The sequence below is a fragment of the Gordonia sp. SID5947 genome (assembly GCF_009862785.1).
Classification (GTDB): Bacteria; Actinomycetota; Actinomycetes; order Mycobacteriales; family Mycobacteriaceae; genus Gordonia.
In genome coordinates this window covers 2,016,771-2,038,019 of sequence record NZ_WWHU01000001.1, presented here as the reverse complement: position 1 = coordinate 2,038,019, position 21,249 = coordinate 2,016,771, and the positions used below count along the sequence as shown (strand labels likewise).

The window sequence follows — 21,249 nt, the reverse complement described above, 5'->3', positions numbered from 1 at the left end:
CAGGTAGATTGGTGTGTCGTGAGCGCGACGACACGGCAGAGGATCTTGATCACCGGTGCGAGCTCCGGGCTCGGGGAGGGTATGGCCCGCGAGTTCGCCGGCATGGGCCGCGATCTGGCGCTCTGTGCCCGTCGACTCGATCGGCTCGACGCCCTGGCGGCCGAACTGCGACCGTCGGCGGGCCAGGTGGCGACCGCTCGTCTCGACGTCACCGAGACTGATTCCGTCCGAGGTGTTTTCACCGAACTCGCCGACGACATCGGAGGACTCGACCGGGTCATCGTCAATGCCGGACTCGGCAAGGGTGCGCCGATCGGAACGGGTATGGCGGCCGCGAACCTCGAGACCGTACAGACGAACCTGGTGGGTGCGCTGGCACAGGTCGAGGCGGCGATGGAGATCTTCCGGGCGCAGGATCACGGGCATCTCGTGCTGATCAGCTCGATGAGCGCGGTGCGCGGCCTACCGAGGGCGCAGGCCGCTTATTCGGCATCAAAGGCCGGGCTCTCCGCCCTGGGGCAGGGGCTACAGGCCGAATTCGCGGGATCCGCGATCACCATCTCCGTCATTGCGCCGGGTTATATCGAGACCGACATCAACCGGGGTGTCACGACGGCCATGATGACCGACACCGGCAAAGGGGTCGCCGCGATGGTGTCGGCCATCGAGAAAGAGACTGCCTGGGCGCCCGTACCACGATGGCCGTGGGTGCCGATCGCGGCTGCGTTGCGTCACCTGCCGTCTTCGATCACGCGGCGGATGGTCTAGACGGCGGTCCGATCAGCCGGCAGCCGGTGCGGGTGAGCCGGAAGCCGGGAGAGGCGGCCCGGACGGCGACCAGACCACCGGCGACGACTTGTAGTCGAGCGCAGGGTTCGCCGTCGTATCTGCCCAGTAGATGACCTGACGAAGACGCTGGCCTGCGTCGGCGACCGCGAGCAGGCAGGTCGCATACGATTCACCCTTCCGCATCTGCGGCGGCGGCGTGGTGACCGGACACTTCGCCAATCCCGGTGTCGGGGAGAGGGTCAATGCGGGCGTCCGCCCGTCGGCGCTCGCACTGAGCCCGATCACCCCCGGTGCCGGCGCCGCCCTGGTCGCGAGCGATGTCACCGTCACGTAGAGAAAGTAGGGTGCACCGCCCTCGGTGGTGGCCTCGGGCACGCCTTCGGCCGGGGTGATCCCGGTGACCGTGTACATCGCCAGTGGTCCCGTCTCGGCGAACGCGTCGGCAGGCAGGACCGCGTTCTCGCCGAACGTCAGCCCGGTGCCCGGAGCAGAACGGGCGACCTGACCCCCCGGTACGCTGACCGCCGCGCTGGTGGGCACCGAGGTCGGCGGCTCGACGTCCGCGGTCGTCGACGACGTCGCGCACGCCGCCGTCGTCAGCGCGGCCACCAGCCACACCGCGGTCCATACGCGGCGCGGCGCGGACATCTTCGGGAGCGAGAGCCTCACGTTGCGTAAGGTAACCGATGTGTCGGCAAAGCAGGGGCAGGTTGTGGCCAATGGCGCGTTTCAGTTGTTCGGCGAGCGCCGTCGTGACGAACTCAGTGACCTTCTGACGGACATCTTCGGCCGCGACGACGTGGCCGTACTCGGTGCGGACTGGCGCGGCATCGTCTACTTCACGCTCGACGACGATCCGGAGATCGCTGCCGACACCGTGGTCGGTTTCGATGCGTCCAGCGGTAGCAGCGGTCCGCTGACATCGGTGGACGAGGTGCTCGAGGCGGTACGCAGCGGCGACATCGCCGAGGCGGTCGACGCGGCCGGTTTCGACGCGTGGCGGACGGCGACCGGACAGCGGTCGATCGACATGGGCGACTGCGTGCCGCCGGCCTTGTTGGAGTTCATGGGTGGCGATCCGGCGGAACGGTCCACGGAGCCACAGGATCTGATCACGTTCGTGGCCGTGGCCGCGGCCCTGATGGGACGCATGGAAGCTCTCGGCGTCCAACCGGGCGACGAGATCCCCGACGAAGTCTTCGACGAGACGCGCTGGCAGTAACCGCTACCGCGCGCGGCCGCGGTGCTCGCGATACCACCGCACGAGATCGTCGGTCGACGAATCATCTTGTAGGGCAGGCGATTGTGCCTCCACGATGACTTCGAGCATCTCTTTGGCCTGGGTCTTGCCCAGTTCGACCCCCCACTGATCGAACGGGTTGACACCCCAGATCATCCCTTCGACGAACACCTGGTGCTCGTACAAGGCGATCAACTGGCCGATGACCGACGGCGTGAGCTGCGGGGCGAGGATCGATGTGGACGGCCGATTGCCGGGCATCACCTTGTGTGCCACCACATTCGGTGGCACACCCTCGTCGGCGATTTCGTCGGCGGTCTTGCCGAACGCCAGCACCTTGGTCTGCGCAAAGTAGTTGCTCATCAGCAGGTCGTGCATGGAGCCGGTTTCGTCGGCCCGGCCGGGATTCTGGTTGGGCGACAACACCGGCAGGTCGTCGGTGGGCTCTGCGAAGCCGATGAAATCGGCCGGGATCATCCGGGTGCCCTGATGGAGGAGCTGATAGAAGGCGTGTTGGCCGTTGGTTCCCGGCTCGCCCCAGAACACCTCGCCCGTGTCGGTCGTGACGTGGTGGCCATGGGCGGTGACCGACTTGCCGTTGGATTCCATGGTCAGCTGCTGCAGGTAAGCGGCAAACCGGGCCATGTCATCGGAGTACGGGAGGACCACGCGCGACTGGGCATCCCAGAAGTTGTTGTACCAGAGTCCGATCAGGCCGAGGATGACCGGCGCGTTCTGTTCGAGGGGTGCGGTGCGGAAATGTTCGTCGACGACGTGGAAGCCTGCGAGGAACTCGGCGAACCGCTCTTTGCCGATTGCGGCCATCACCGACAGCCCGATCGCCGAGTCCACCGAGTAGCGTCCGCCCACCCAGTCCCAGAACCCGAACATGTTGACCGTGTCGATGCCGAACTTCGCGACCTCGCCCGCATTGGTGCTCACGGCGACGAAATGCTTGGCGACGGCGTCGTCGCCCGCACCGAGTTCCTTGAGGAGCCACGTGCGTGCCGCAGCGGCGTTGGTGAGTGTCTCCAGCGTGGTGAACGTCTTGGAAGCGATGACGAACAGCGTGGTCTCCGCGTCGAGACCGGCGAGGGTGCCGACCAAGTCGGCAGGATCGACATTCGACACGAAATGGCAGTGGATGCCTGCGTCCACGTAATGACGAAGCGCCCGGTAGACCATCGCGGGGCCCAGATCGGAGCCGCCGATGCCGATGTTGACGACATCGGTGATGGGCTTGCCGGTATGACCCTTCCATTCGCCGCTGCGCAGCTTGTCGGTGAACTCGCCCATCGCGGTGAGTACTTCGTGGACGTCGGCGACCACGTCCTGGCCGTCGACATGCAACGTCGCATCGACCGGCAGGCGTAGGGCGGTGTGCAGGACCGCACGATCTTCCGAGGTGTTGATGTGCTCACCGGCGAACATGTCGTCACGACGATCTTCCAGGCCGACCTCGCGCGCGAGACTCGCCAGCAGTTCGAGGGTCTCACGGAGGACGCGATGCTTCGAGTAGTCGATGTGCAGATCGCCGACGTCGACCGTCAGTTCCCGACCGCGATCCGGGTCCACTGCGAACACCTCACGCAGATGCATCGCGTACACATGTGGCTGATGCGCGGCGAGCGCCTGCCAGGACTGGGTCGCGGTGATGTCGTCGTGGTCGCTGCTGTCGAAATCGCTGCTGGAGACGTCGCTCATGGGTTTCACCCTATGCCGTCGATGCCCGCCTCGCGACGGCGCGGCGACGTGCGTGCGGCCGGATGACGCGGGGTCGCTGTACGACTCAGCGGCCGAGCGGTCCGCGGCCCAGACGCAGCAATAGCATCGCCAGGGTGTGGCCTTCCTGTCCGAGTTCGGCGAACCGGTCGAGGACCTTCACCTCGCGGCTGTGCACCAGGCGCGGGCCGCCCGACGCCATCCGGGCGGCGCCGATCTTCTTCGAGACCGCCGAGCGGCGTTTGACCGCAGCGAGGATCATCGCGTCCATGCGGTCGATCTCGCCGCGCAGCAGATCGATGTCATCGGGCAATGTCGTGACATCGGCGGACAGGTCGTAGGCGTCCACGTCGAAACCGGTGGTGCCCGTATCGTCGCCGACCTTGTCGTCGGGGGTGTTGGCGTCAGTCACCCGACCGATTTTGCCACGGGTCCCACCGGCCGTGAGACTGGAGCCCATGCTGAGCAGGGGGACAGTGTCGTCGGTTGCCATCGCGTTGATACTCATACAGCTCCTCGTCCGTGGATGGCTTGCTGCCACCGGCAACTTCTACTGGGACGACCTGGTCCTCATCGGGCGGGCGTCGACGATGCCGATCCTCAGCTGGGACTACCTCGGACACAGTCACGACGGACATTTCATGCCTGCGGCGTTCCTGGTGGCGGGCCTGTCGACGGTGATCGCTCCGGTGAACTGGCTGGTACCGGCGATCAGCATGATCGTGCTGCAGGCTCTCGCCTCGCTGTCGGTCTGGCGGATGATTCGGGTGATCGCCGGACCACGAGTCGGGTTGGCGGCGCTCGCCGCGCTGACCTTCTATCTGTTCAGCCCGATGACGGTTCCGGCGTTCGCCTGGTGGGCGGCGGCGCTCAACACGTTGCCGATGCAGGCGGCGATGGCCTGGATCGTCGCGGATGCCGTGTTGCTGACCAGGGCGCGTGGCCGTCGACCGGACGCCCGGATGATCGTGATCCGGTCGACGGTGGTTTTCGTGGTCGCGCTGGCCTTCTTCGAGAAGTCCCTCTTCATCCTGCCGGTGGCGTTCGTCGCCGCGGTGCTGGCCGCCCGTTACGTCGATCGTCTCGACGACGACACGCAGACGGCCTCCGACACCGATCCCGAACGGCCGGACAGTCCGCTCATCAGGGCATTCACCGGCGCCCGGGCGCTGTGGGTGTCGCTGGGGATCGTCTTCGTGGTGTGGACGGTGGTGTTCTTCTCCGTCTCCGACGCGACCGCGGGCCAACACTCGGCGACGCAGACGATGCGGCTGGTGTGGCGGTCGATCAACGATGCGGTCATCCCGTCGCTGGTCGGCGGTCCCTGGGAATGGGAGCGCTGGGTACCGAGCCCTCCGATGGGCTTCCCACCCCTCTGGATGATCGTTCTCGGCTGGGTGGTCCTGGCTGCGCTTGTCTGGTGGTCGGTTTCCCGGCGGCGAGGAGCCGTGGCGGTGCTCGTCTGCACCGCTGTCTATGTCGTCGGGGCGCAGATCCCGGTGTTGTGGAATCGCTCGAGTGCCAACACCGCACTCGAGCTCGCGCAGACCATGCGTTACCTGCCCGACGCAGCGGTGGTGCTCACGATCGCCATCGCTGTGATCGTCGCATCGCCGCCGACCGCCCGGGGCGTGGCGGCTCGCCACAGCGGTGACGCGGAGGCACGACGGCCCGCCTCGGTTCTGGTGCCGCTGGCCGGGGCATTGGCAGTGGTGTCGGCGATCATCTCGCTGGTGTCCTTCTCGAACTCGTGGCGCGACGACCCGACTGGGGACTACCTGGCCAACGCGAAGCGCTCATTGGCGGCCGGCCAGGACCATCCGATGTTCGATCAGTCGCTCCCGCTGGAGGTCCTGCTCCCGGTCGCGTACCCGAACAACCAGATCAGCCATACCTTCGGGCGGGTGCGGGATCGGCCGGATTTCGCGTCGACGACCGATCGTCTGAATGTTCTCGACAAGGCGGGCAACATGGTGCCTGGTGCAGTCACCCCGGCCCGCACCGTGCGACCGGGCCGGGGGTCGTGCAGCCGTCCAGAGGTGCATGGTCCCCGCCGGCTCGTTCTCGATGGGCCGCTGCTCCAATGGCGTTGGACGGTCGCCGTCAGCTACTGCGCGGACATGGACGGTGATGTCGACATGGCGCTCGACGGCGGCCGCACGGTCCGGGTACCGGTGAGAGCCGGATTGCACGTCGCCTATGTCCAACTCGAGGGACGGGGCAGGTACGTCAACGTACGGCCGATCACCCCTGGGCTTTCGTTGCACACCGGCGAAGGTCGGGTCGGTGAGGTCGCCGAGGCCAGACTCGTCGGCTGAGTCCTCGTCAGAACCGTTCGGAGCTGCCGTGGCCGGATGAGCAACCCTTCCCGAATGGTTCGACTCCTCGATGTCGGCCGTACCGTGACCGCCGCGTGAATGTCGGGGCGGTGCGAGCGGGTCGGCTGTCACAACGCCGGAGTAATCTGAATCCCGATGACAAGCTCTACCCGCGAAACGGCCCAGACCTCCCAGGACTCCGGCACCGGAATCGCGTCCGACGACCGCGCCGCCCGCCTTCTCGATGGTCTCAACCCTCAGCAACGCGCGGCGGTCCTGCATGCCGGTGGTCCGCTGCTGATCGTCGCGGGCGCGGGCTCGGGCAAGACGGCGGTGTTGACACGCAGGATCGCCTACCTGTTGGCCGAGCGTGACACGACGCCCGGCCAGATCCTGGCGATCACCTTCACCAACAAGGCCGCCGCCGAGATGCGGGAGCGGGTGATCGAACTGGTCGGCCCGCGTGCGGCGTACATGTGGGTGTCGACGTTCCACTCCACCTGTGTGCGCATCCTGCGCGCACAGTCGGCGCTGCTCGGCTCACGTAACTCGAACTTCTCCATCTACGACGCGGATGATTCGAAGCGCTTGCTGGGCATGATCATCCGCGACATGCAGCTCGATCCGAAGAAGTTCAGTCCGCGTGGCGTCTCGGTGAACATCTCGAACCTGAAGAACGAGCTCATCGATCCGGACGCGGCACTGGCCGCGGCCTCCGACGGCGAACCATCGGTGCTGGTGGTGGCGCAGATCTACGCGGAGTACCAGCGTCGTCTGCAGACCGCGAACGCCTTCGACTTCGACGACCTGATCGGCGAGACGGTGTCGCTGCTCCAACGTCATCCGGAGGTGGCGGAATACTACCGCCGCCGGTTCCGGCACGTGATGGTCGACGAATACCAGGACACCAACCACGCCCAGTACGTATTCATCCGCGAACTGGTCGGAGACGAGGCCGCCGACTCGCAGGTGTCGCCGTCGGAACTGTGCGTGGTGGGCGATGCCGACCAGTCGATCTATGCGTTCCGCGGCGCGACGATCCGCAACATCGAGGAGTTCGAACGCGACTTCCCGAACGCCGAGAGCATCCTGCTCGAGCAGAATTATCGTTCCACCCAGACGATCCTGTCGGCCGCGAATGCCGTGATCGCACGGAACACGAACCGGCGCGAGAAGCGGTTGTGGACCGATTCGGGCGACGGCGAACTGATCGTCGGCTATGTGGCTGATTCCGATCGCGAAGAATCGTTGTTCATCGCCAAGGAGATCGAGGAACTCACCGACTATTCGATCGGCGGGTCGTCGAGCCACTCCTACTCCGACATCGCGGTGTTCTATCGCACCAACACCGGGTCACGATCGCTCGAAGAGGTCTTCGTGCGTCATGGCATCCCGTACAAGGTGGTCGGCGGGACGAAGTTCTACGAGCGCAAAGAGGTGCGCGACATCGTCGCGTACCTGCGGGTGGTGGCCAACCCGGATGACTCGGTCAGTCTGCGGCGCATACTCAACACGCCGCGGCGCGGCATCGGCGATCGGGCCGAGGCGTGCGTAGCGGTGCACGCCGAGAACCGGGGGATCGGATTCTACGAGGCCCTCGTCGAGGGCGCCGAAGGAAACGTGCCGTTGCTGAATACCCGTGCGGTGAAACAGATCGGCGGCTTCGTGGATCTCATCGAAGGGTTGCGCAACGATTTCCTCGCGACGTTCGGTGCGGCGGGTGAGGCGAGCGAGGACGTCGCGGTCGTCGACGCCACCGAGGAGGGCGCCGACATCGGTGAGCTCGTTGATGCGATCGTCGAGCGGACCGGTTACCGGACCGAACTCGAGGCCTCCCGTGATCCACAGGATGGTGCGCGCCTGGACAACATCAACGAACTCGTCGCGGTGGCAAGGGAATTCAGTGCCGATGCCGCCGGGTTGTCCGCCGACGACACCACGGATGTGGACATCGACCTCGACGAGCGTCCCGACAACGACGGTGAACCCGAGCCGGGGTCGCTCGCTGCTTTCCTGGAGAAGGTCTCGCTGGTCGCCGACGCCGATCAGGTGCCCGACGAGGGCGAGGGAGTGGTCACCATGATGACCCTCCACACAGCCAAGGGCCTGGAGTTCCCGGTTGTCTTCGTAACCGGCTGGGAAGACGGTCATTTCCCGCATCTGCGGGCGCTCGGCGATCCCGCCGAACTCAGCGAGGAGCGACGACTCGCCTATGTGGGGATCACGCGGGCCAAGGAGCGCCTGTACCTCACCCGATCGGTGACCCGGGCTTCCTGGGGGCAGCCGGTGTCGAACCCGGAATCGCGCTTCCTGCAAGAGATCCCGCAGCATCTGCTGGATTGGCGACGCACCGAACCGCGACGCTCGGCAAGCAGACATCTGTCGTCGACCGGCGGAGTCTTCGGTCGTGCCGGCTCGGGCTTCGGGGGCGGTGGCTTCGGAGGAGACCGCGGCCGGTCGTCGTATTCATCGGACCCGACGCGTGGTCGCAACAAGCAGGTGCACTACGAGGTCGGGGACCGCATCAACCACCCGAAGTACGGGATGGGCAAGGCGGTGGCCAAAGAGGGCAATGGCGCGACCGAGCGCATCACGTTCGATTTCGGCGGCAACGTCGGACGGGTCACGTTGCTGACCGCAGGTGGGCTCCCCGGCGACAAGCTCTAGGCACGGCCCTCTCGACGGGCGGGTCGTGCAGGTCTGTCAGCCGCTGAAATTGGCGAGCTTCACGCCGTGCTCGGCGAGCCAGGGTGCGGGATCGATCTTGGTGTTCCCGTTCTTCCAGACTTCGAAATGGCAATGCGGGCCGGTGGAGAAACCCTCGCTGCCGACGAGTGCGATGACGTCGCCCGCGGTGACGTGCTGCCCCTTCTGGACCAGGACGCCGGACGACGCCATGTGGCCGTACATCGTGATGGTGCCGTCGGCGGCCTGGACCTGTACCCAGTTGCCGTAACCCGACGCGGGACCGGCTTCCACGACGACACCGTCGGTGGCGGCGTGAATCGGGGTGCCGAGGGGTGCGGCGAGGTCGATGCCTCCGTGGAAGCTCCCCCAGCGGTTGGCGTAGGTGGACGTGAAGTCGTAATGGCCCATCGGTATGGGCGACTCGAACAGCGGACGGCGGAGGAGGTTCTCGCGCTGCTCTTCGGCGGCCGCGCGTTGCTTCCCGATGGCCAACTGGTCGGTGAAGGTGTTCATGTCCTTCGCCGGGGCGGCCGCGGCGACGCCGGGTCCGAGGTCGGGTACCTCGCTGGTCGTGTCGACGTTGGCCGCGTTGGTGGGTGCGGTGGGAGTGGTGTCTGTGGAACCGACCTGTGCCACCGCGGCCACGGCCGCGCCGGCCGCCATGGCGATGAGAGCGGCACGGCCGCCTTTGAGGGCGGCCGGGGGAGCGCTGATGCGGTGTTTGCCGCCGCGGCGTACAGCGCCGTTCTGAGCGGCCCGCGTGCGGAAGGGCTTGTCGTCGGAGATGTGCAGGGGACGCTCGTCGCTTCCGGCGGTGCTCTCGAGCGAGAAGCTGTCGGGGCGGGCGCCGTCGACGTCGAACGGCTCGTCGTGCTCGTAGGCGTCGAACTCGTTCTCCGGGATCAGGATGTCCTGGGTGATCTCGGAGCGGGTCGGATGGTAGTAGCGATCCCACGTACCCGAGTCCCAGGTGGTCTCGCCGTCGGTGAAGTCGTCGATCGGGATGATCGTGGTGACATCCGTGGCGGACGGGTCTTCGGTGAAGCGGGCGAAGGATTGCCCGGTGGTGACCGGTCGGCCCGGATTACCGCGTCCCGTCAAGTCGTCCACCTCATCTCTTTGCTAACGAGGACCCCGGGTTATCGTCCGTAATCCTTTTGTGACCAACTGACAGCCGACGGTAACGAATTGATTGCGGCAAGTCCAACGCTGGGAGCAAGAAACCCGGCGTTATGTGAGCTGCATCACCGCCGGGTGCCAACGACTCGCGCTGAGATGAACTCGAGATTCATTTCGGTAAAGAAGTGCGCGATCGTGCTCATGTATCCGGTCCATGAAATCACGTGCCCGCCCGTGCCGGTCAGGCGGGCGAGAAGTGTCGCCCGCGTCTCCCGAGCGAGTGATCTGTCGCACAAGCGGCGGGTGCGCCGACAGGGGCCATACGCGGCAGGTTTAAAGTCCGATATGGCCCGCAATACACCCCTGCGGTGTTACATCCTTCTGCGGACAAACCTACGAGATGGTGAGCTGAATGGATCTCTTCGAATACCAGGCGAAGGAACTTTTCGCCAAGCACGAGGTGCCCACCTCGGCCGGCCGCGTTACCGACACGGTTGCCGGGGCACGGGAGATTGCTGAGGAAATCGGCAAACCGGTGATGGTCAAGGCCCAGGTCAAGGTCGGTGGCCGTGGCAAGGCGGGCGGCGTGAAGTACTCCGCCGACGTCGACGCCGCAGTCGCGAATGCCGAGTCGATCCTCGGACTGGACATCAAGGGTCACGTCGTCAAGAAGCTGCTGGTCGCAGAGGCGAGTGACATCGCGGAGGAGTACTACATCTCCTTCCTGCTCGACCGCACCAACCGGACCTACCTGGCGATGTGCTCGGTGGAGGGTGGTGTCGAGATCGAGGTGACCGCCGAGGAGAACCCCGACGCGCTCGCCAAGATCCCCGTCGACGCCGTCAAGGGCGTCGACCTCGCGTTCGCGCGCAGCATCGCCGAGGCGGGCAAACTGCCCGCCGAGGTGCTCGACGCCGCAGCGGTCACCATCCAGAAGCTGTGGGAGGTGTTCATCAAGGAGGACGCTCTCCTGGTGGAGGTCAACCCGCTGGTGCGCACCCCCGACGATCAGATCCTGGCTCTGGACGGCAAGGTCACCCTCGACGCCAACGCCGACTTCCGTCAGCCCGGGCACGAGGCTTTCGAGGACAAAGAGGCCACCGATCCGCTGGAGCTCAAGGCCAAGGAGAACGACCTCAACTACGTCAAGCTCGACGGTCAGGTGGGCATCATCGGCAACGGTGCCGGACTGGTCATGTCGACCCTGGACGTCGTCGCCTACGCCGGCGAGGCCCACAAGGGCGTCAAGCCTGCCAACTTCCTCGACATCGGCGGCGGTGCCTCGGCCGAGGTGATGGCCAACGGACTCGACGTCATCCTGGGCGATGACCAGGTCAAGTCCGTGTTCGTCAACGTGTTCGGCGGTATCACCGCGTGTGACGCGGTGGCCAACGGAATCGTCGGTGCGCTGGACAAGTTGGGCTCCGACGCCAACAAGCCGCTGGTTGTTCGCCTGGACGGCAACAAGGTCGAAGAAGGCCGCAAGATCCTGGCTGATGCGAACCACCCGCTGGTGACGCTCGCCGAAACGATGGACTCCGGCGCCGACAAGGCCGCCGAACTGGCGAGCAAGTGAGGAATTGAGCCATGTCGATCTTTCTGAACAAAGAGAACAAGGTCATCGTCCAGGGCATCACCGGCGGTGAAGGGACCAAGCACACCGCCCTGATGCTCAAGGCGGGCACCAACATCGTCGGCGGCGTCAATGCGCGCAAGGCCGGCACCACGGTGAGCCACGACGGCGGCGTCGAGCTGCCTGTGTTCGGCTCGGTGGCCGAGGCGATGAAGGAGACCGGCGCGGACGTCTCCATCGCGTTTGTGCCGCCGAAGTTCGCCAAGGACGCGATCATCGAGGCGATCGACGCCGAGATCCCGCTGCTGGTGGTCATCACCGAGGGCATTCCGGTGCAGGACAGCGCATACGCGTGGGCCTACAACGTGTCCAAGGGCAACAAGACCCGCATCATCGGACCGAACTGCCCCGGCATCATCACCCCGGGCGAGTCGCTGGTCGGCATCACCCCGGCCAACATCGCCGGCAACGGACCGATCGGCCTCGTGTCGAAGTCGGGCACACTGACCTACCAGATGATGTACGAGCTGCGTGACATCGGCTTCTCCACCGCCATCGGCATCGGCGGTGACCCGGTCATCGGGACCACCCACATCGACGCCATCGAGGCGTTCGAGAAGGATCCCGAGACCAAGGTCATCGTGATGATCGGTGAGATCGGCGGCGACGCCGAAGAGCGTGCGGCCGACTACATCAAGGCCAACGTTTCCAAGCCGGTCGTCGGATACGTCGCGGGATTCACTGCGCCGGAAGGCAAGACGATGGGCCACGCAGGCGCGATCGTGTCCGGAAGCTCGGGCACCGCGCAGGCCAAGAAGGAGGCCCTCGAGGCGGCAGGCGTGAAGGTCGGCAAGACGCCGAGCGAGACCGCCAAACTGGCACGGGAGCTCTATCAGAGCCTCTGACCCCTCGGCGACGTACATCTGCGGCCGTTGTTCCCTTTTCCGGGAACAACGGCCGCAGGTCTTTCGGGGTCTACGATTCGTCTGTGGGCCAGGACAATGAGGTGCCGCGCGAGGTACTGGTCGCGGCTGCGGCCGGGGCGGTGGCGATCGCCGGTCGCGTGACGGTCGCATCGGCTGCCGTCGCGATGTCGGGTATCCGTTTCGGACTGCGTCTGCCGGTGGTCGGTTCACTCGGGCGTCGTGGAGTCGATCGGCTGGCCGTCGGCGGCGAGCAGGTGCTCGATGCCCTTCCCGACGTCATCGACCGCATGCGAGGTCTTGTCGCGGTGGTCGTCTCCGCGATCGTCGCCGAACTCGACCTCACCACCCTGGTCCGGGACAACGTCGACCTGAACGAGGTCGCGGCGGGTCTGGACATCGAGGCGATCCTCGACCGTGTCGATCTCGACGCCGTGATCCGCGACCGGGTCGACCTCGATGCGGCGGTGGCGAATGTCGATCTGGACGCGGTCGCCGGTGGCATCGACATCGATGCGATCGCGGCGCGGATCGATGTGGACGCGATACTGGATCGGGTCGATCTCATCGGCTTGGCCAACGAGATCATCGAGGGTGTCGACCTGCCGGACATCATCCGCGAGGCGAGCACCTCGGTGACCTCTGACGTGATGACAGATGTGCGCAGTACCAGTGAGCGTGCCGACGACGTGGTGGCGGGGATCGTCGGCCGGATGTTGCGGCGCGCGCCGGAGGAGCCGGCCGATGAGTGACACTCTGCATCCGCGCGCGCATCCGCCCGTCATCCACGACAGCAGCAAGAGCGCTGGCATCGTCAGCCGCGGCGTGGCCGCGTTTCTCGACCTCCTGGTGGTGCTCGCGGTGCTGAGCGGCGCCTACCTCGGCTACGCCATGGTTCGACTGCTCTTCAGCATTCGCGACTTCTCCTTCCCGCAGCCCAATGTGGTGTTCACAGCGACTGGTTTCATCGTCGTGTCGATCACCTATCTGACACTGTGCTGGGCGGTGTCGGGCCGCACGCTCGGGTCGGTGGCGATGGGTCTGCGCGTGGTGAACCACAAGGGAAATCGCATGCGTCCGGTCGGTGCGCTGCTACGTGCCGTGGTCTGTGTGCTCTTTGCCATCGGGTTGGTGTGGGTGGTGGTGGACCGGCGTCGTCGATCGGTCGCCGACATCCTGCTGCGGACGCGCGTGGTCTACTCGCGCTGACCGTGGGCGATCTCCGCTTCGTATTTCAATGCGGCCAAACCCTTTTCGAAGTCCTTTCCGATCAGCTTGTCGAACAGCCCCAACGGACCGGCGATCCGTGAGAACAACGAGTGCGGGCCGGTCATCGTCCAGGTGATCTCGGTCTGTGCGCCGCGGGGCGCGAGGGTGAACACACTGGTGCTGGTCGACTTCATCGGCTTCTCGAAGGCGACGGCGACGGCGACGCGTGTCGGTTCGGTGACGTCGGTGATCTCCATGGTGCCCTTGCCGGCCTTGCGGTTTCCCGACCACCCGTACTTCGCGCCGACCCCGTTCGCCGCCCCGGCGTGGTCGCGCGTGAGGTCCGGGTCGAGCCCCTCCCACGGCGACCAGCGCTTCCATTCGTGGAAGTCGGCGATGAGCGGATAGATCCGCTCCGGGGCCGCGGCGATCGTGGCGGTTCGCGTCACGGTGTAGTCGGACATGGTGGCTCCTGTCAGCTGGGTGTTCTGCGATTATGACTGTCACCAGGCACGAGGGTCATCGGACCGGGCCGTTCGTTTTCGATTGGTCGACCGGTCCGCACAGCGCATTAGGGTGGAGGGGTGAGCGATCACCCGCATTCCGTAGCCGCCGCAGTGATCGCGTCGGTCGTCGATCCGGGGACTTTCGAGGCGTGGGACTCTCCCGTCGTCTGGGAGCCACTCCAACCGGACTATCGGTCGTCGCTTGCCCGCGCCCGGGAGCGCACCGGGTGTGACGAGTCGGTGATCACGGGTTCGGGGCGGGTCGCCGGGCACCGATTGGCCATGGTCATCAGCGAATTCGGCTTTCTCGGAGGGTCGATCGGCCACACCGCGGGGAGCCGGGTGGTCGCCGCCATCGAGCGGGCGACCCGTGAGCGCATCCCGGTGCTCGCTCTCCCCGCGTCGGGTGGGACCAGGATGCAGGAGGGCACCGCGGCCTTCCTGCAGATGGTCGCCATCACCGGCGCGGTCAACGCGCACAAGGCGGCCGGTCTGCCCTACCTGGTGTACCTCCGACACCCCACGACCGGTGGTGTTTTCGCCTCCTGGGGGTCCCTCGGTCATGTGACCTGGGCGGAGCCGTCCGCGCTTGTCGGCTTTCTCGGTCCCCGTGTCTACGAGGGGCTCTACGGGGAACCATTTCCCGAAGACGTCCAGACGTCGGAGAATCTGCACCGGCGCGGCTTGGTGGATTCCGTCGTGCCGACCGACCAGCTCGCGGGCGTTGTCGGGGCAGCACTCGCGGTGTTGTCCCGGAAAGGGACGGCGGACGTGCACGGGTTGGCGGTCGCCGAGCCGGCTCCGGTCTCCGCGCCGGGCTGCGCCGCCTGGGACGCCGTGCTCGCGACCAGGGCGCCGGATCGGCCCGGACTGACCGAACTCCTCGAGGTCGACGGTGCCGTGGTGATCCGCGGCGACGCGCCGTTGTGGTTGGCGCTCCACAGTTTCGGTGGACACCCGGCGGTGGTGATCGGACATGACCGCCGTGCGCAGGCCGCCGGTCACCTGCTGGGTCCGACCGATCTCCGGGTGGCGCGACGCGGGATGGCCCTGGCCGCCGATCTGGACTTGCCGGTGGTCACCGTGATCGACACCCCGGGCGCCGAATTGTCGGTGGCCGCCGAAGAATCCGGCTTGGCCACTGAGATCGCCAGGTGCACAGCGGAACTCGTCTCGATCTCGGTTCCGACCATCTCGGTTCTGCTCGGCCAGGGCGCCGGTGGGGCAGCGCTCGCGCTGTTTCCGGCCGACCGCAGGATCGCGGCGACGGACGCGTGGCTGTCGCCGCTGCCGCCGGAAGGCGCCAGCATCATCGTGCATCGTGACACCGACCACGCGGCACAGCTGGCGACCGACCAGGGGATCGCCTCGTATGCCCTCTACGCCGACGGCACCGTCGACGTCCTCGTCGACATGACGGTGCCAGACGGGATGACCCGGCTGCGGTCGGCGATCGCACAGGAGTTGGCGGCGGGTCCGAGGTGTTCGGACTCGAGTCGCACCCGTGTCCCGGGAGCGCGCCGGTGACCCGACGTGTCGTCGGGGTCGGCGCGGTTGTCTGGGGTTCCGGCGACCGCCTGCTGTTGGTCCTGCGCCGTCATCCGCCGCAGGCCGGACGCTGGACCTTCCCGGGTGGGAAAGTCGAACCGGGGGAGACGCTGCCCGAAGCGGTCGCGCGCGAGGTCGAGGAGGAGACCGGCCTCGTCGTCGAGGTGGGCAGGCAGGCATGGGTTGTCGACATCCCCGGGGACGACGATGTGATGTACGAGGTCCACGATTTCGTTGCCGAGTATCGTTCGGGCACGCTGCGAGCCGGAGATGACGCAGCAGATGCCCGATGGGTGGCAGCGCACGAACTCGACCTGCTGCCGTTGACCGATGGGTTACTCGAGCACCTCGGTCGGCATGGTCTGCTTCGCTGAGGGCCGGACCGTGTCATCTCGCTTCATCCGGCGCCTACATCGACAAGCCACGTTCGGACGGCCAAGCTGGAGAATGGTCTCGAGAAGGACGACCGGCTCTTACCGACTATCGAGGAGATCGCATGACGGACCTGTTACCCCTTGACCCCGACGAACTGCTCAGCACCACCCGCTCGGTGCGCAAGCGACTCGACCTGGAACGTCCGGTGCCGCTGGAGATCGTCAAGGAGGCGCTCGAGGTGGCGCTTCAGGCGCCGACCGGCAGCAACAGTCAGACCTGGCACTGGATCGTGCTGACCGATCCCGACGTCAAGCAGAAGGTCGCCGACCTGTACGCCAAGTCGTTCGCCGCCTATTCGGCAAATCAGCCCCGCGCCGACGACACCGCTCGTCGCGTCGCGTCGAGCGCTCAGTACCTGGCCGACACGATGGGTGAGGTTCCGGTCCTGGTGATCGGGGCGATCTACACCGGCGGTGAACTCCCGTCGGGCAACCAGGCGGGCGTCTGGGGTTCGTTGCTGCCGGGCGCGTGGAGTCTCCAGCTGGCGCTGCGTGCTCGCGGTTTGGGATCGGCTTGGACGACGCTGCATCTCACCTACGAACGTGAGGTCGCCGATCTCCTCGGCATCCCGGACTCCGTCCACCAGGGGGTGCTGCTGCCCGTCGCGTACTACACGGGCACCGACTTCAAGCCGGCAGGCCGTAAACCCCTCGACGACATCCTGCACGTCAACGGCTGGTGAGCAGCGTGGCGCGTCCGATGCGGCGGTAGAGTGCGAACTCATCATGCCCACCTCGTCGTCGACACCGTCTCCGGAGCCACCAGCGGCCCGTACCCGTCGTGGCCAGGCGAAGGCGGCTCGGCGCGCCGAACTGCTCGAGGCCGCCGCGCGACTGATGGCCGAACGCGGTTTTGCCGGGGTGACGCTCGAGGACATCGGGCGAGCGGTCGGCGTGAGTGGACCGGCCATGTATCGGCACTTCACGTCGAAGACCGATCTGCTCGATCAGATGTTGGTCGACATCAGCCAGCGCCTGCACGACGGGGGCGCGGAGGTTGTCGACGACGGCGGCGGGCCGGATCAGACGCTGCGGAATCTCATCCGATTCCACATCGACGTCCTGGTCACCAAGCCGGATCTGATCGCCGTGCAAGACCGCGATCTGTCGTCGATGACCGCGGCAGCCAACCATCGGGTCCGTTCGTTGCAGCGGCGCTATGTGGAGCAATGGGTTGATGTCCTGCTCGCGGTCGCGGCCACGTCGGGGCACGAAGGTCTACCGCGTGAGGAGGCCCGGGTCCGGGTCCATGCGACATTCGGCCTGCTGAACTCGTCCCCCGGCTGCCGGCTTATCCGGAAGCGCGCCTGCGTGCCGTGCTCAGCGCAATGGCGTGGGCGGCGTTGCGGGCGAACTGAGGTCGTGGGTCTCGATACGCCGGCTCGCTGCGCTTGCGGGCTACTCGAGCGGCGGTTTGTCCGTTGGCCGAGTAATGCAGGAGCGTGGCGACGGAACGTATCGGGACCCATGTGCGCACGGTCAGATACCCAGCGCGGCACGCTGCCTTGCGACCTCCTCGCGGTAGCGCGTGACGTTGGCCATCTTGATGCTCTCGTAGCCGCGGACCATGTCCGGCAGGTCGGCGAGGGCGATCGCTGCGGGAAGCTGTTCGACGCGGATCCGGCCGTTCGCGAGGCCGGCGAGGATCAGCTCGACGATTTCGCGGTACTCGACGATGAGTTCTCGTTCGGTGCGGCGTATCTCGTTGCGACCGAACGGGTCCAGCTTGGTTCCGCGCAGTCGTTTCATCTTCGCGAGGCCGGCGAGCGGCCGAGTCGACCATGCCCCGAGTGACATCTTCTCGCGCATCCCCAGGCGGCGCAGCGTGGGGGATGCAGCCGGACCGCGACCTGGGCATCATCACCGAACTGCTCGGCGATACGCGCCGCGAAAGTCTCATCCCTCGTCAGCCGGGCCACCTCGTACTCGTCCTTGTAGGCCATCAGCTTGTAGAGATTGCGCGCCACGGCGCCGGTGAGACCGTCGCCGTGGGCGCTCCTGTGCACCCGGGCCACCACATCGAGATACTCACGCGCATAACGCTCGTCCGCGTATGCGACCAGCTCGTCGTACCGGACCGCGATCGCGTGGGCGAGATCCACGTCGACACTGCCGAGCGTGGTGGCCGCGGCCACGGCGTGAGCGCTCGGGACGATGTCCGGCGATGTCGAGCCGTGCAGCGTCGCGAGCGTGTTCGTCACCGCGTCGGGATCGACGACGATCTGCCGTCCCCGGCGAAAGGCCTGCGTGTTGGCGTCGACCGCGACTCCGTTGAGTGCGATGGCCCGCTCCACGGACTCTGCCGAGATCGCCAGCGCCCCAGCCTGGTATGCCGCGCCCACCATCATCATGTTCGCGTATTGCTCGTCACCGAACAGTCCCGTCGACAATGCGCCGGGGTCGAGATAGACCGCACGCGACACCGCGGCGTCGATCGCGGAGTGAACCTGAGCGGCGGCCGGAAAACCGACAGAGGTGTCGATGATCATTGCCCCCGTGGGGATCTGGGTGGTCGAGACCACGGCAACCGTCTTCTCCGGTGCCGCGACCTTCAGATTGGCAGGGTCGGTGCCGACCAGCGGATCGCACGCGAGGTACAGGTCGCAATCGTCGGAGGCGACCTTGGCGGCCTGTTCGACGGCTCCGGGCGACACCTTCACGTCGCTCACCACCGCACCGCCCTTCTGGGCGAGGCCGGTCATGTCCACGGTACGGGCAGCGTGCCCATCCAGTACCGCCGCGGTGGCGAGTACTTGTGAGACGGTCACCACACCGGTGCCGCCGATCCCGGTGACCCGCAGGGTGAATGAGTCACGGAGCTCGGGCTCGATCGGCTTCGGCAGTGCCGAAGCCGCGAGGTCGTCGGCACGAACGCCCGCGCGCCGTGTTCCCGGCGTGACGGTCACAAAGGACGGACAGTCACCCTTGAGGCAGGAGAAGTCGAGATTGCAAGAGCTCTGGTCGATCCGGGTCTTGCGTCCGAACTCGGTCTCGACCGGGTGCACGGACAGGCAGTTCGACTTCTCGCCACAGTCACCGCAGCCCTCACAGATGCGTTCATTGATCATCACCCGCTGATTCGGGGTCTCGACGGTGCCGCGCTTGCGCTTACGTCGCTTCTCGGCAGCGCAATGCTGATCGTGGATCAACACGGTCACACCCGGAACCGCCGCGAGTTCGGTTTGTACGTCGAGCATCTCGTCCCGGTGCCGAACCACGACGCTCCCCGGGAGACCGAGAGCCCTGGTGCGCCGGGGATCGTCGGTGGTCACGACGATTCGCGAGACGCCCTCGTCGATCAGCAACGACGTGAGACGCGGCAGACCCATGGCACCCACCGGATCCTGACCACCTGTCATCGCGACCGTGCCGTTGTACAGCAACTTGTAGGTGATGTTCTCGCCGGCCGCCACCGCCGCGCGGAGCGCGAGCGACGCCGAATGCATGAAGGTCCCGTCGCCGACGTTCTGGACGAAATGGTCGGCGGTCACAAATGGGGCCATGCCCAGCCATTGCGCGCCCTCGCCACCCATCTGGGTGACGCCGGCGATGTCGCCGACCTGACGGGGATCCATCAGCAGGACCATGGCGTGGCAACCGATCCCGGCTCCCACCAGCGTGTCGTCGGATACCTTCGTCGAGCTGTTGTGCGGGCAGCCCGAGCAGAAGTAGGGGGTGCGGACGGCCAGCGGCAACTCGATCCGGCCTCGTCGCCGCGACTTGCGGTCGAGCCAGTCCTGAGCGGCGTCGATGTGATGGTGATGCGCGAGTCTCGAGGCGAGGCCACGGGCGACCGCGTCGACGTCGAGCTCACCGAACCGCGAGAACAATGTCGAGCCGTCCTCATTGGTCTTGCCGACGATCTGTGGGGCCCGCGGGTGGCGGAAGAGGATGTCGCGCATCATCGTCTCGATGAAGTCGCGCTTCTCCTCGATCACGATCACCTCGTCGAGGTCGCCGGTGACGGTGTCGAACATGAAGCGGTTCAGGATGTCGCGCTCGATCGGGTACACCATGCCGAGCTTCAGGATGCGGACCCCGAGTCTGCGTAGGTCGTCGTCGGTGATCCCGATCAGTCGCAACGCCTCGCGGAGGTCGAGATAGGTCTTTCCGGCCGCGACGATGCCGATGCGGTCGTCGGGACTTGACACGGTGATCCGATTGAGCCCGTTGAGACGTGCGTACTCGAGGGCCCGTGGGATGCGGGTGGTGAGCTGATTCTGTTCCAGCTCCATCAGGTTCGCGCCCAGGAGGCGACCGCTGGGAACGTGCGGACTCGCGCCGAGGTCTCCGTAGACCGGCATGATCCGCGCGGGGTCCACCACGGCTGTGGAGGCGCCGTCGGCGACATGAGCGGAGATCTTCATCGCCGTCCACAGTCCGCTGGCGCGACTCATCACCGCGGCATGCACACCGAGATCGAGAATGTCCTGGGAATCGGCCGGATACAGGATCGGCATGTACAGGTCGGCAAGTGCCATCTCCGACGCGCACGGAACCGTCGAGCTCTTCGCGCCCGGGTCGTCGCCGACGAGCGCGACCGCGCCACCGGAGGGGTGGGTCCCGATCAGGTTCGCATGCCGCAACGCATCGGTCGCGCGGTCGAGGCCGGGGGCCTTGCCGTACCAATAGCCGACCACGCCGTCGAGTTGGCCCTTCGTGACACTCGCAGGCTCGTTCCTCAGGGGTCGGTGGTCGTTCGGGTGCTCGGTCGGCAGGGACCAGGACGCGTCACGGAGGGCGGCGACCTGCCCGGCCACCTGAGAGCCCATCACCGAGGTCGCGGCGATCTCCTCGTTGAGACCCGGCCGGTGGACGATGTCGTAGGGGTCGAGGTAGGCACGGCGACGGGCGATCTCGAGGTCGTAGCCGGCCAGTGGAGATCCCTCGTATCCGGAGATGAAGGAGGCGGTGCGCAGATTCTGCAATCGATCGATGCGAGCGCGGTCGCGGACCATCCGTACCAGGGCCTGGATGCCGGTGAGGTAGATGGTGCCCGACTCGCGTGTATAGCGGTCGTCGAGCGAGAACGTCGCTCCCCCGGGAATCGGGGTGTTGCGGGAACCGGCGGCGGTGTGCGCGTCTGCTCGGCGTGCGCGGTCGTCTGCGAGGGTCATGGGGTTACCTGGCCTTCTTCATATGTCGGTCCGCGAAGCCGGTGGGTGGTGGCGTCGCGGGCG

General features: G+C 66.4%; 16 protein-coding genes and 2 pseudogenes. 12 read left to right on the top strand and 6 right to left on the bottom strand.

Annotated features, from left to right (window positions below):
- Positions 1–18: 18 nt before the first annotated feature.
- Positions 19–768 carry an SDR family oxidoreductase gene (locus GTV32_RS09415; protein WP_161060007.1) on the top strand — a complete coding sequence of 250 codons (750 nt, stop codon included), beginning with the start codon at positions 19–21 and terminating at the stop codon, positions 766–768.
- Between the two features lie 12 nt (positions 769–780).
- Here the strand turns inward: GTV32_RS09415 and GTV32_RS09410 are convergent, their stop codons facing one another.
- Positions 781–1,458 (bottom strand): hypothetical protein, encoded by a 678-nt coding sequence (locus tag GTV32_RS09410; protein WP_343287267.1) that lies wholly within the window; start codon positions 1,456–1,458, stop codon positions 781–783.
- Positions 1,459–1,477: 19 nt separating this feature from the next.
- On the opposite strand from GTV32_RS09410, the gene GTV32_RS09405 reads away from it, so the two are divergent.
- Positions 1,478–2,011 (top strand): hypothetical protein, encoded by a 534-nt coding sequence (locus tag GTV32_RS09405; protein WP_161060005.1) that lies wholly within the window; start codon positions 1,478–1,480, stop codon positions 2,009–2,011.
- 3 nt (positions 2,012–2,014) lie between these two features.
- Here GTV32_RS09405 and pgi read toward each other — a convergent pair whose 3' ends face one another.
- Both pgi and GTV32_RS09395 read right to left on the bottom strand, forming a co-directional pair.
- Positions 2,015–3,733, bottom strand: a complete 1,719-nt coding sequence (pgi, locus tag GTV32_RS09400; RefSeq protein WP_161060003.1) for a glucose-6-phosphate isomerase — start codon at positions 3,731–3,733, stop codon at positions 2,015–2,017.
- An 85-nt stretch (positions 3,734–3,818) separates the two neighbouring features.
- Entirely contained in the window at positions 3,819–4,163 is a 345-nt protein-coding gene (locus tag GTV32_RS09395) for a chorismate mutase (protein ID WP_343287266.1), read from the bottom strand.
- 46 nt (positions 4,164–4,209) lie between these two features.
- Here GTV32_RS09395 and GTV32_RS09390 point away from each other — a divergent pair, with 46 nt between their 5' ends.
- Positions 4,210–6,069, top strand: coding sequence for a hypothetical protein (locus GTV32_RS09390; protein ID WP_161060001.1), 1,860 nt, complete (start codon positions 4,210–4,212; stop codon positions 6,067–6,069).
- 156 nt (positions 6,070–6,225) lie between these two features.
- Entirely contained in the window at positions 6,226–8,736 is a 2,511-nt protein-coding gene (locus GTV32_RS09385) for a UvrD-helicase domain-containing protein (protein WP_161059999.1), read from the top strand.
- Positions 8,737–8,772: 36 nt separating this feature from the next.
- Here the strand turns inward: GTV32_RS09385 and GTV32_RS09380 are convergent, their stop codons facing one another.
- Entirely contained in the window at positions 8,773–9,765 is a 993-nt protein-coding gene (locus tag GTV32_RS09380) for a M23 family metallopeptidase (protein ID WP_343287445.1), read from the bottom strand.
- Between the two features lie 523 nt (positions 9,766–10,288).
- Between GTV32_RS09380 and sucC the strand changes: the two genes are divergently transcribed.
- The 4 genes from sucC (at position 10,289) to GTV32_RS09360 (ending at position 13,581) form a co-directional block, all read left to right on the top strand.
- Entirely contained in the window at positions 10,289–11,452 is a 1,164-nt protein-coding gene (sucC, locus tag GTV32_RS09375; RefSeq protein WP_161059995.1) for an ADP-forming succinate--CoA ligase subunit beta, read from the top strand.
- An 11-nt stretch (positions 11,453–11,463) separates the two neighbouring features.
- Complete coding sequence (gene sucD, locus GTV32_RS09370; RefSeq protein ID WP_161059993.1) at positions 11,464–12,354, top strand: succinate--CoA ligase subunit alpha; 891 nt, start codon at positions 11,464–11,466, stop codon at positions 12,352–12,354.
- Positions 12,355–12,437: 83 nt separating this feature from the next.
- A complete protein-coding gene (locus tag GTV32_RS09365; protein WP_161059991.1) occupies positions 12,438–13,124 on the top strand; it encodes a hypothetical protein in 687 nt (228 codons plus the stop codon).
- A complete protein-coding gene (locus tag GTV32_RS09360) occupies positions 13,117–13,581 on the top strand; it encodes an RDD family protein (RefSeq protein ID WP_161059989.1) in 465 nt (154 codons plus the stop codon). The genes GTV32_RS09365 and GTV32_RS09360 overlap by 8 nt, the downstream gene beginning before the upstream one ends.
- Here the strand turns inward: GTV32_RS09360 and GTV32_RS09355 are convergent.
- Complete coding sequence (locus GTV32_RS09355; protein ID WP_161059987.1) at positions 13,569–14,045, bottom strand: SRPBCC family protein; 477 nt, start codon at positions 14,043–14,045, stop codon at positions 13,569–13,571. The two genes, GTV32_RS09360 and GTV32_RS09355, sit on opposite strands and share 13 nt — an antisense overlap.
- A 120-nt stretch (positions 14,046–14,165) precedes the next feature.
- Between GTV32_RS09355 and GTV32_RS09350 the strand changes: the two genes are divergently transcribed.
- From GTV32_RS09350 to GTV32_RS09335, 4 genes and pseudogenes are all read left to right on the top strand, one after another.
- Positions 14,166–15,614, top strand: coding sequence for an acetyl-CoA carboxylase carboxyltransferase subunit alpha/beta (locus GTV32_RS09350; protein ID WP_161059985.1), 1,449 nt, complete (start codon positions 14,166–14,168; stop codon positions 15,612–15,614).
- On the top strand, positions 15,611–16,009 hold the full coding sequence (locus GTV32_RS09345; protein ID WP_343287265.1) for an NUDIX domain-containing protein: 399 nt from the start codon (positions 15,611–15,613) through the stop codon (positions 16,007–16,009). The genes GTV32_RS09350 and GTV32_RS09345 overlap by 4 nt, the downstream gene beginning before the upstream one ends.
- Before the next feature lie 122 nt (positions 16,010–16,131).
- Positions 16,132–16,752 carry a nitroreductase family protein gene (locus GTV32_RS09340; RefSeq protein WP_161059981.1) on the top strand — a complete coding sequence of 207 codons (621 nt, stop codon included), beginning with the start codon at positions 16,132–16,134 and terminating at the stop codon, positions 16,750–16,752.
- A 43-nt stretch (positions 16,753–16,795) separates the two neighbouring features.
- Positions 16,796–17,427, top strand: a pseudogene (locus GTV32_RS09335) (TetR/AcrR family transcriptional regulator).
- A gap of 121 nt (positions 17,428–17,548) precedes the next feature.
- Here the strand turns inward: GTV32_RS09335 and GTV32_RS09330 are convergent.
- Positions 17,549–21,186: pseudogene (locus GTV32_RS09330) on the bottom strand (indolepyruvate ferredoxin oxidoreductase family protein).
- Positions 21,187–21,249: the final 63 nt, after the last annotated feature.

What these genes read in the sequence shown, in the direction of transcription:
- GTV32_RS09355 (WP_161059987.1), bottom strand. Translation starts at nt 14,045, where the DNA reads ATGTCCGACTACACCGTGACGCGAACCGCCACGATCGCCGCGGCCCCG.
- GTV32_RS09390 (WP_161060001.1), top strand. Translation starts at nt 4,210, where the DNA reads ATGCTGAGCAGGGGGACAGTGTCGTCGGTTGCCATCGCGTTGATACTC.
- GTV32_RS09385 (WP_161059999.1), top strand. Translation starts at nt 6,226, where the DNA reads ATGACAAGCTCTACCCGCGAAACGGCCCAGACCTCCCAGGACTCCGGC.
- sucC (WP_161059995.1), top strand. Translation starts at nt 10,289, where the DNA reads ATGGATCTCTTCGAATACCAGGCGAAGGAACTTTTCGCCAAGCACGAG.
- GTV32_RS09360 (WP_161059989.1), top strand. Translation starts at nt 13,117, where the DNA reads ATGAGTGACACTCTGCATCCGCGCGCGCATCCGCCCGTCATCCACGAC.
- sucD (WP_161059993.1), top strand. Translation starts at nt 11,464, where the DNA reads ATGTCGATCTTTCTGAACAAAGAGAACAAGGTCATCGTCCAGGGCATC.
- GTV32_RS09340 (WP_161059981.1), top strand. Translation starts at nt 16,132, where the DNA reads ATGACGGACCTGTTACCCCTTGACCCCGACGAACTGCTCAGCACCACC.
- pgi (WP_161060003.1), bottom strand. Translation starts at nt 3,733, where the DNA reads ATGAGCGACGTCTCCAGCAGCGATTTCGACAGCAGCGACCACGACGAC.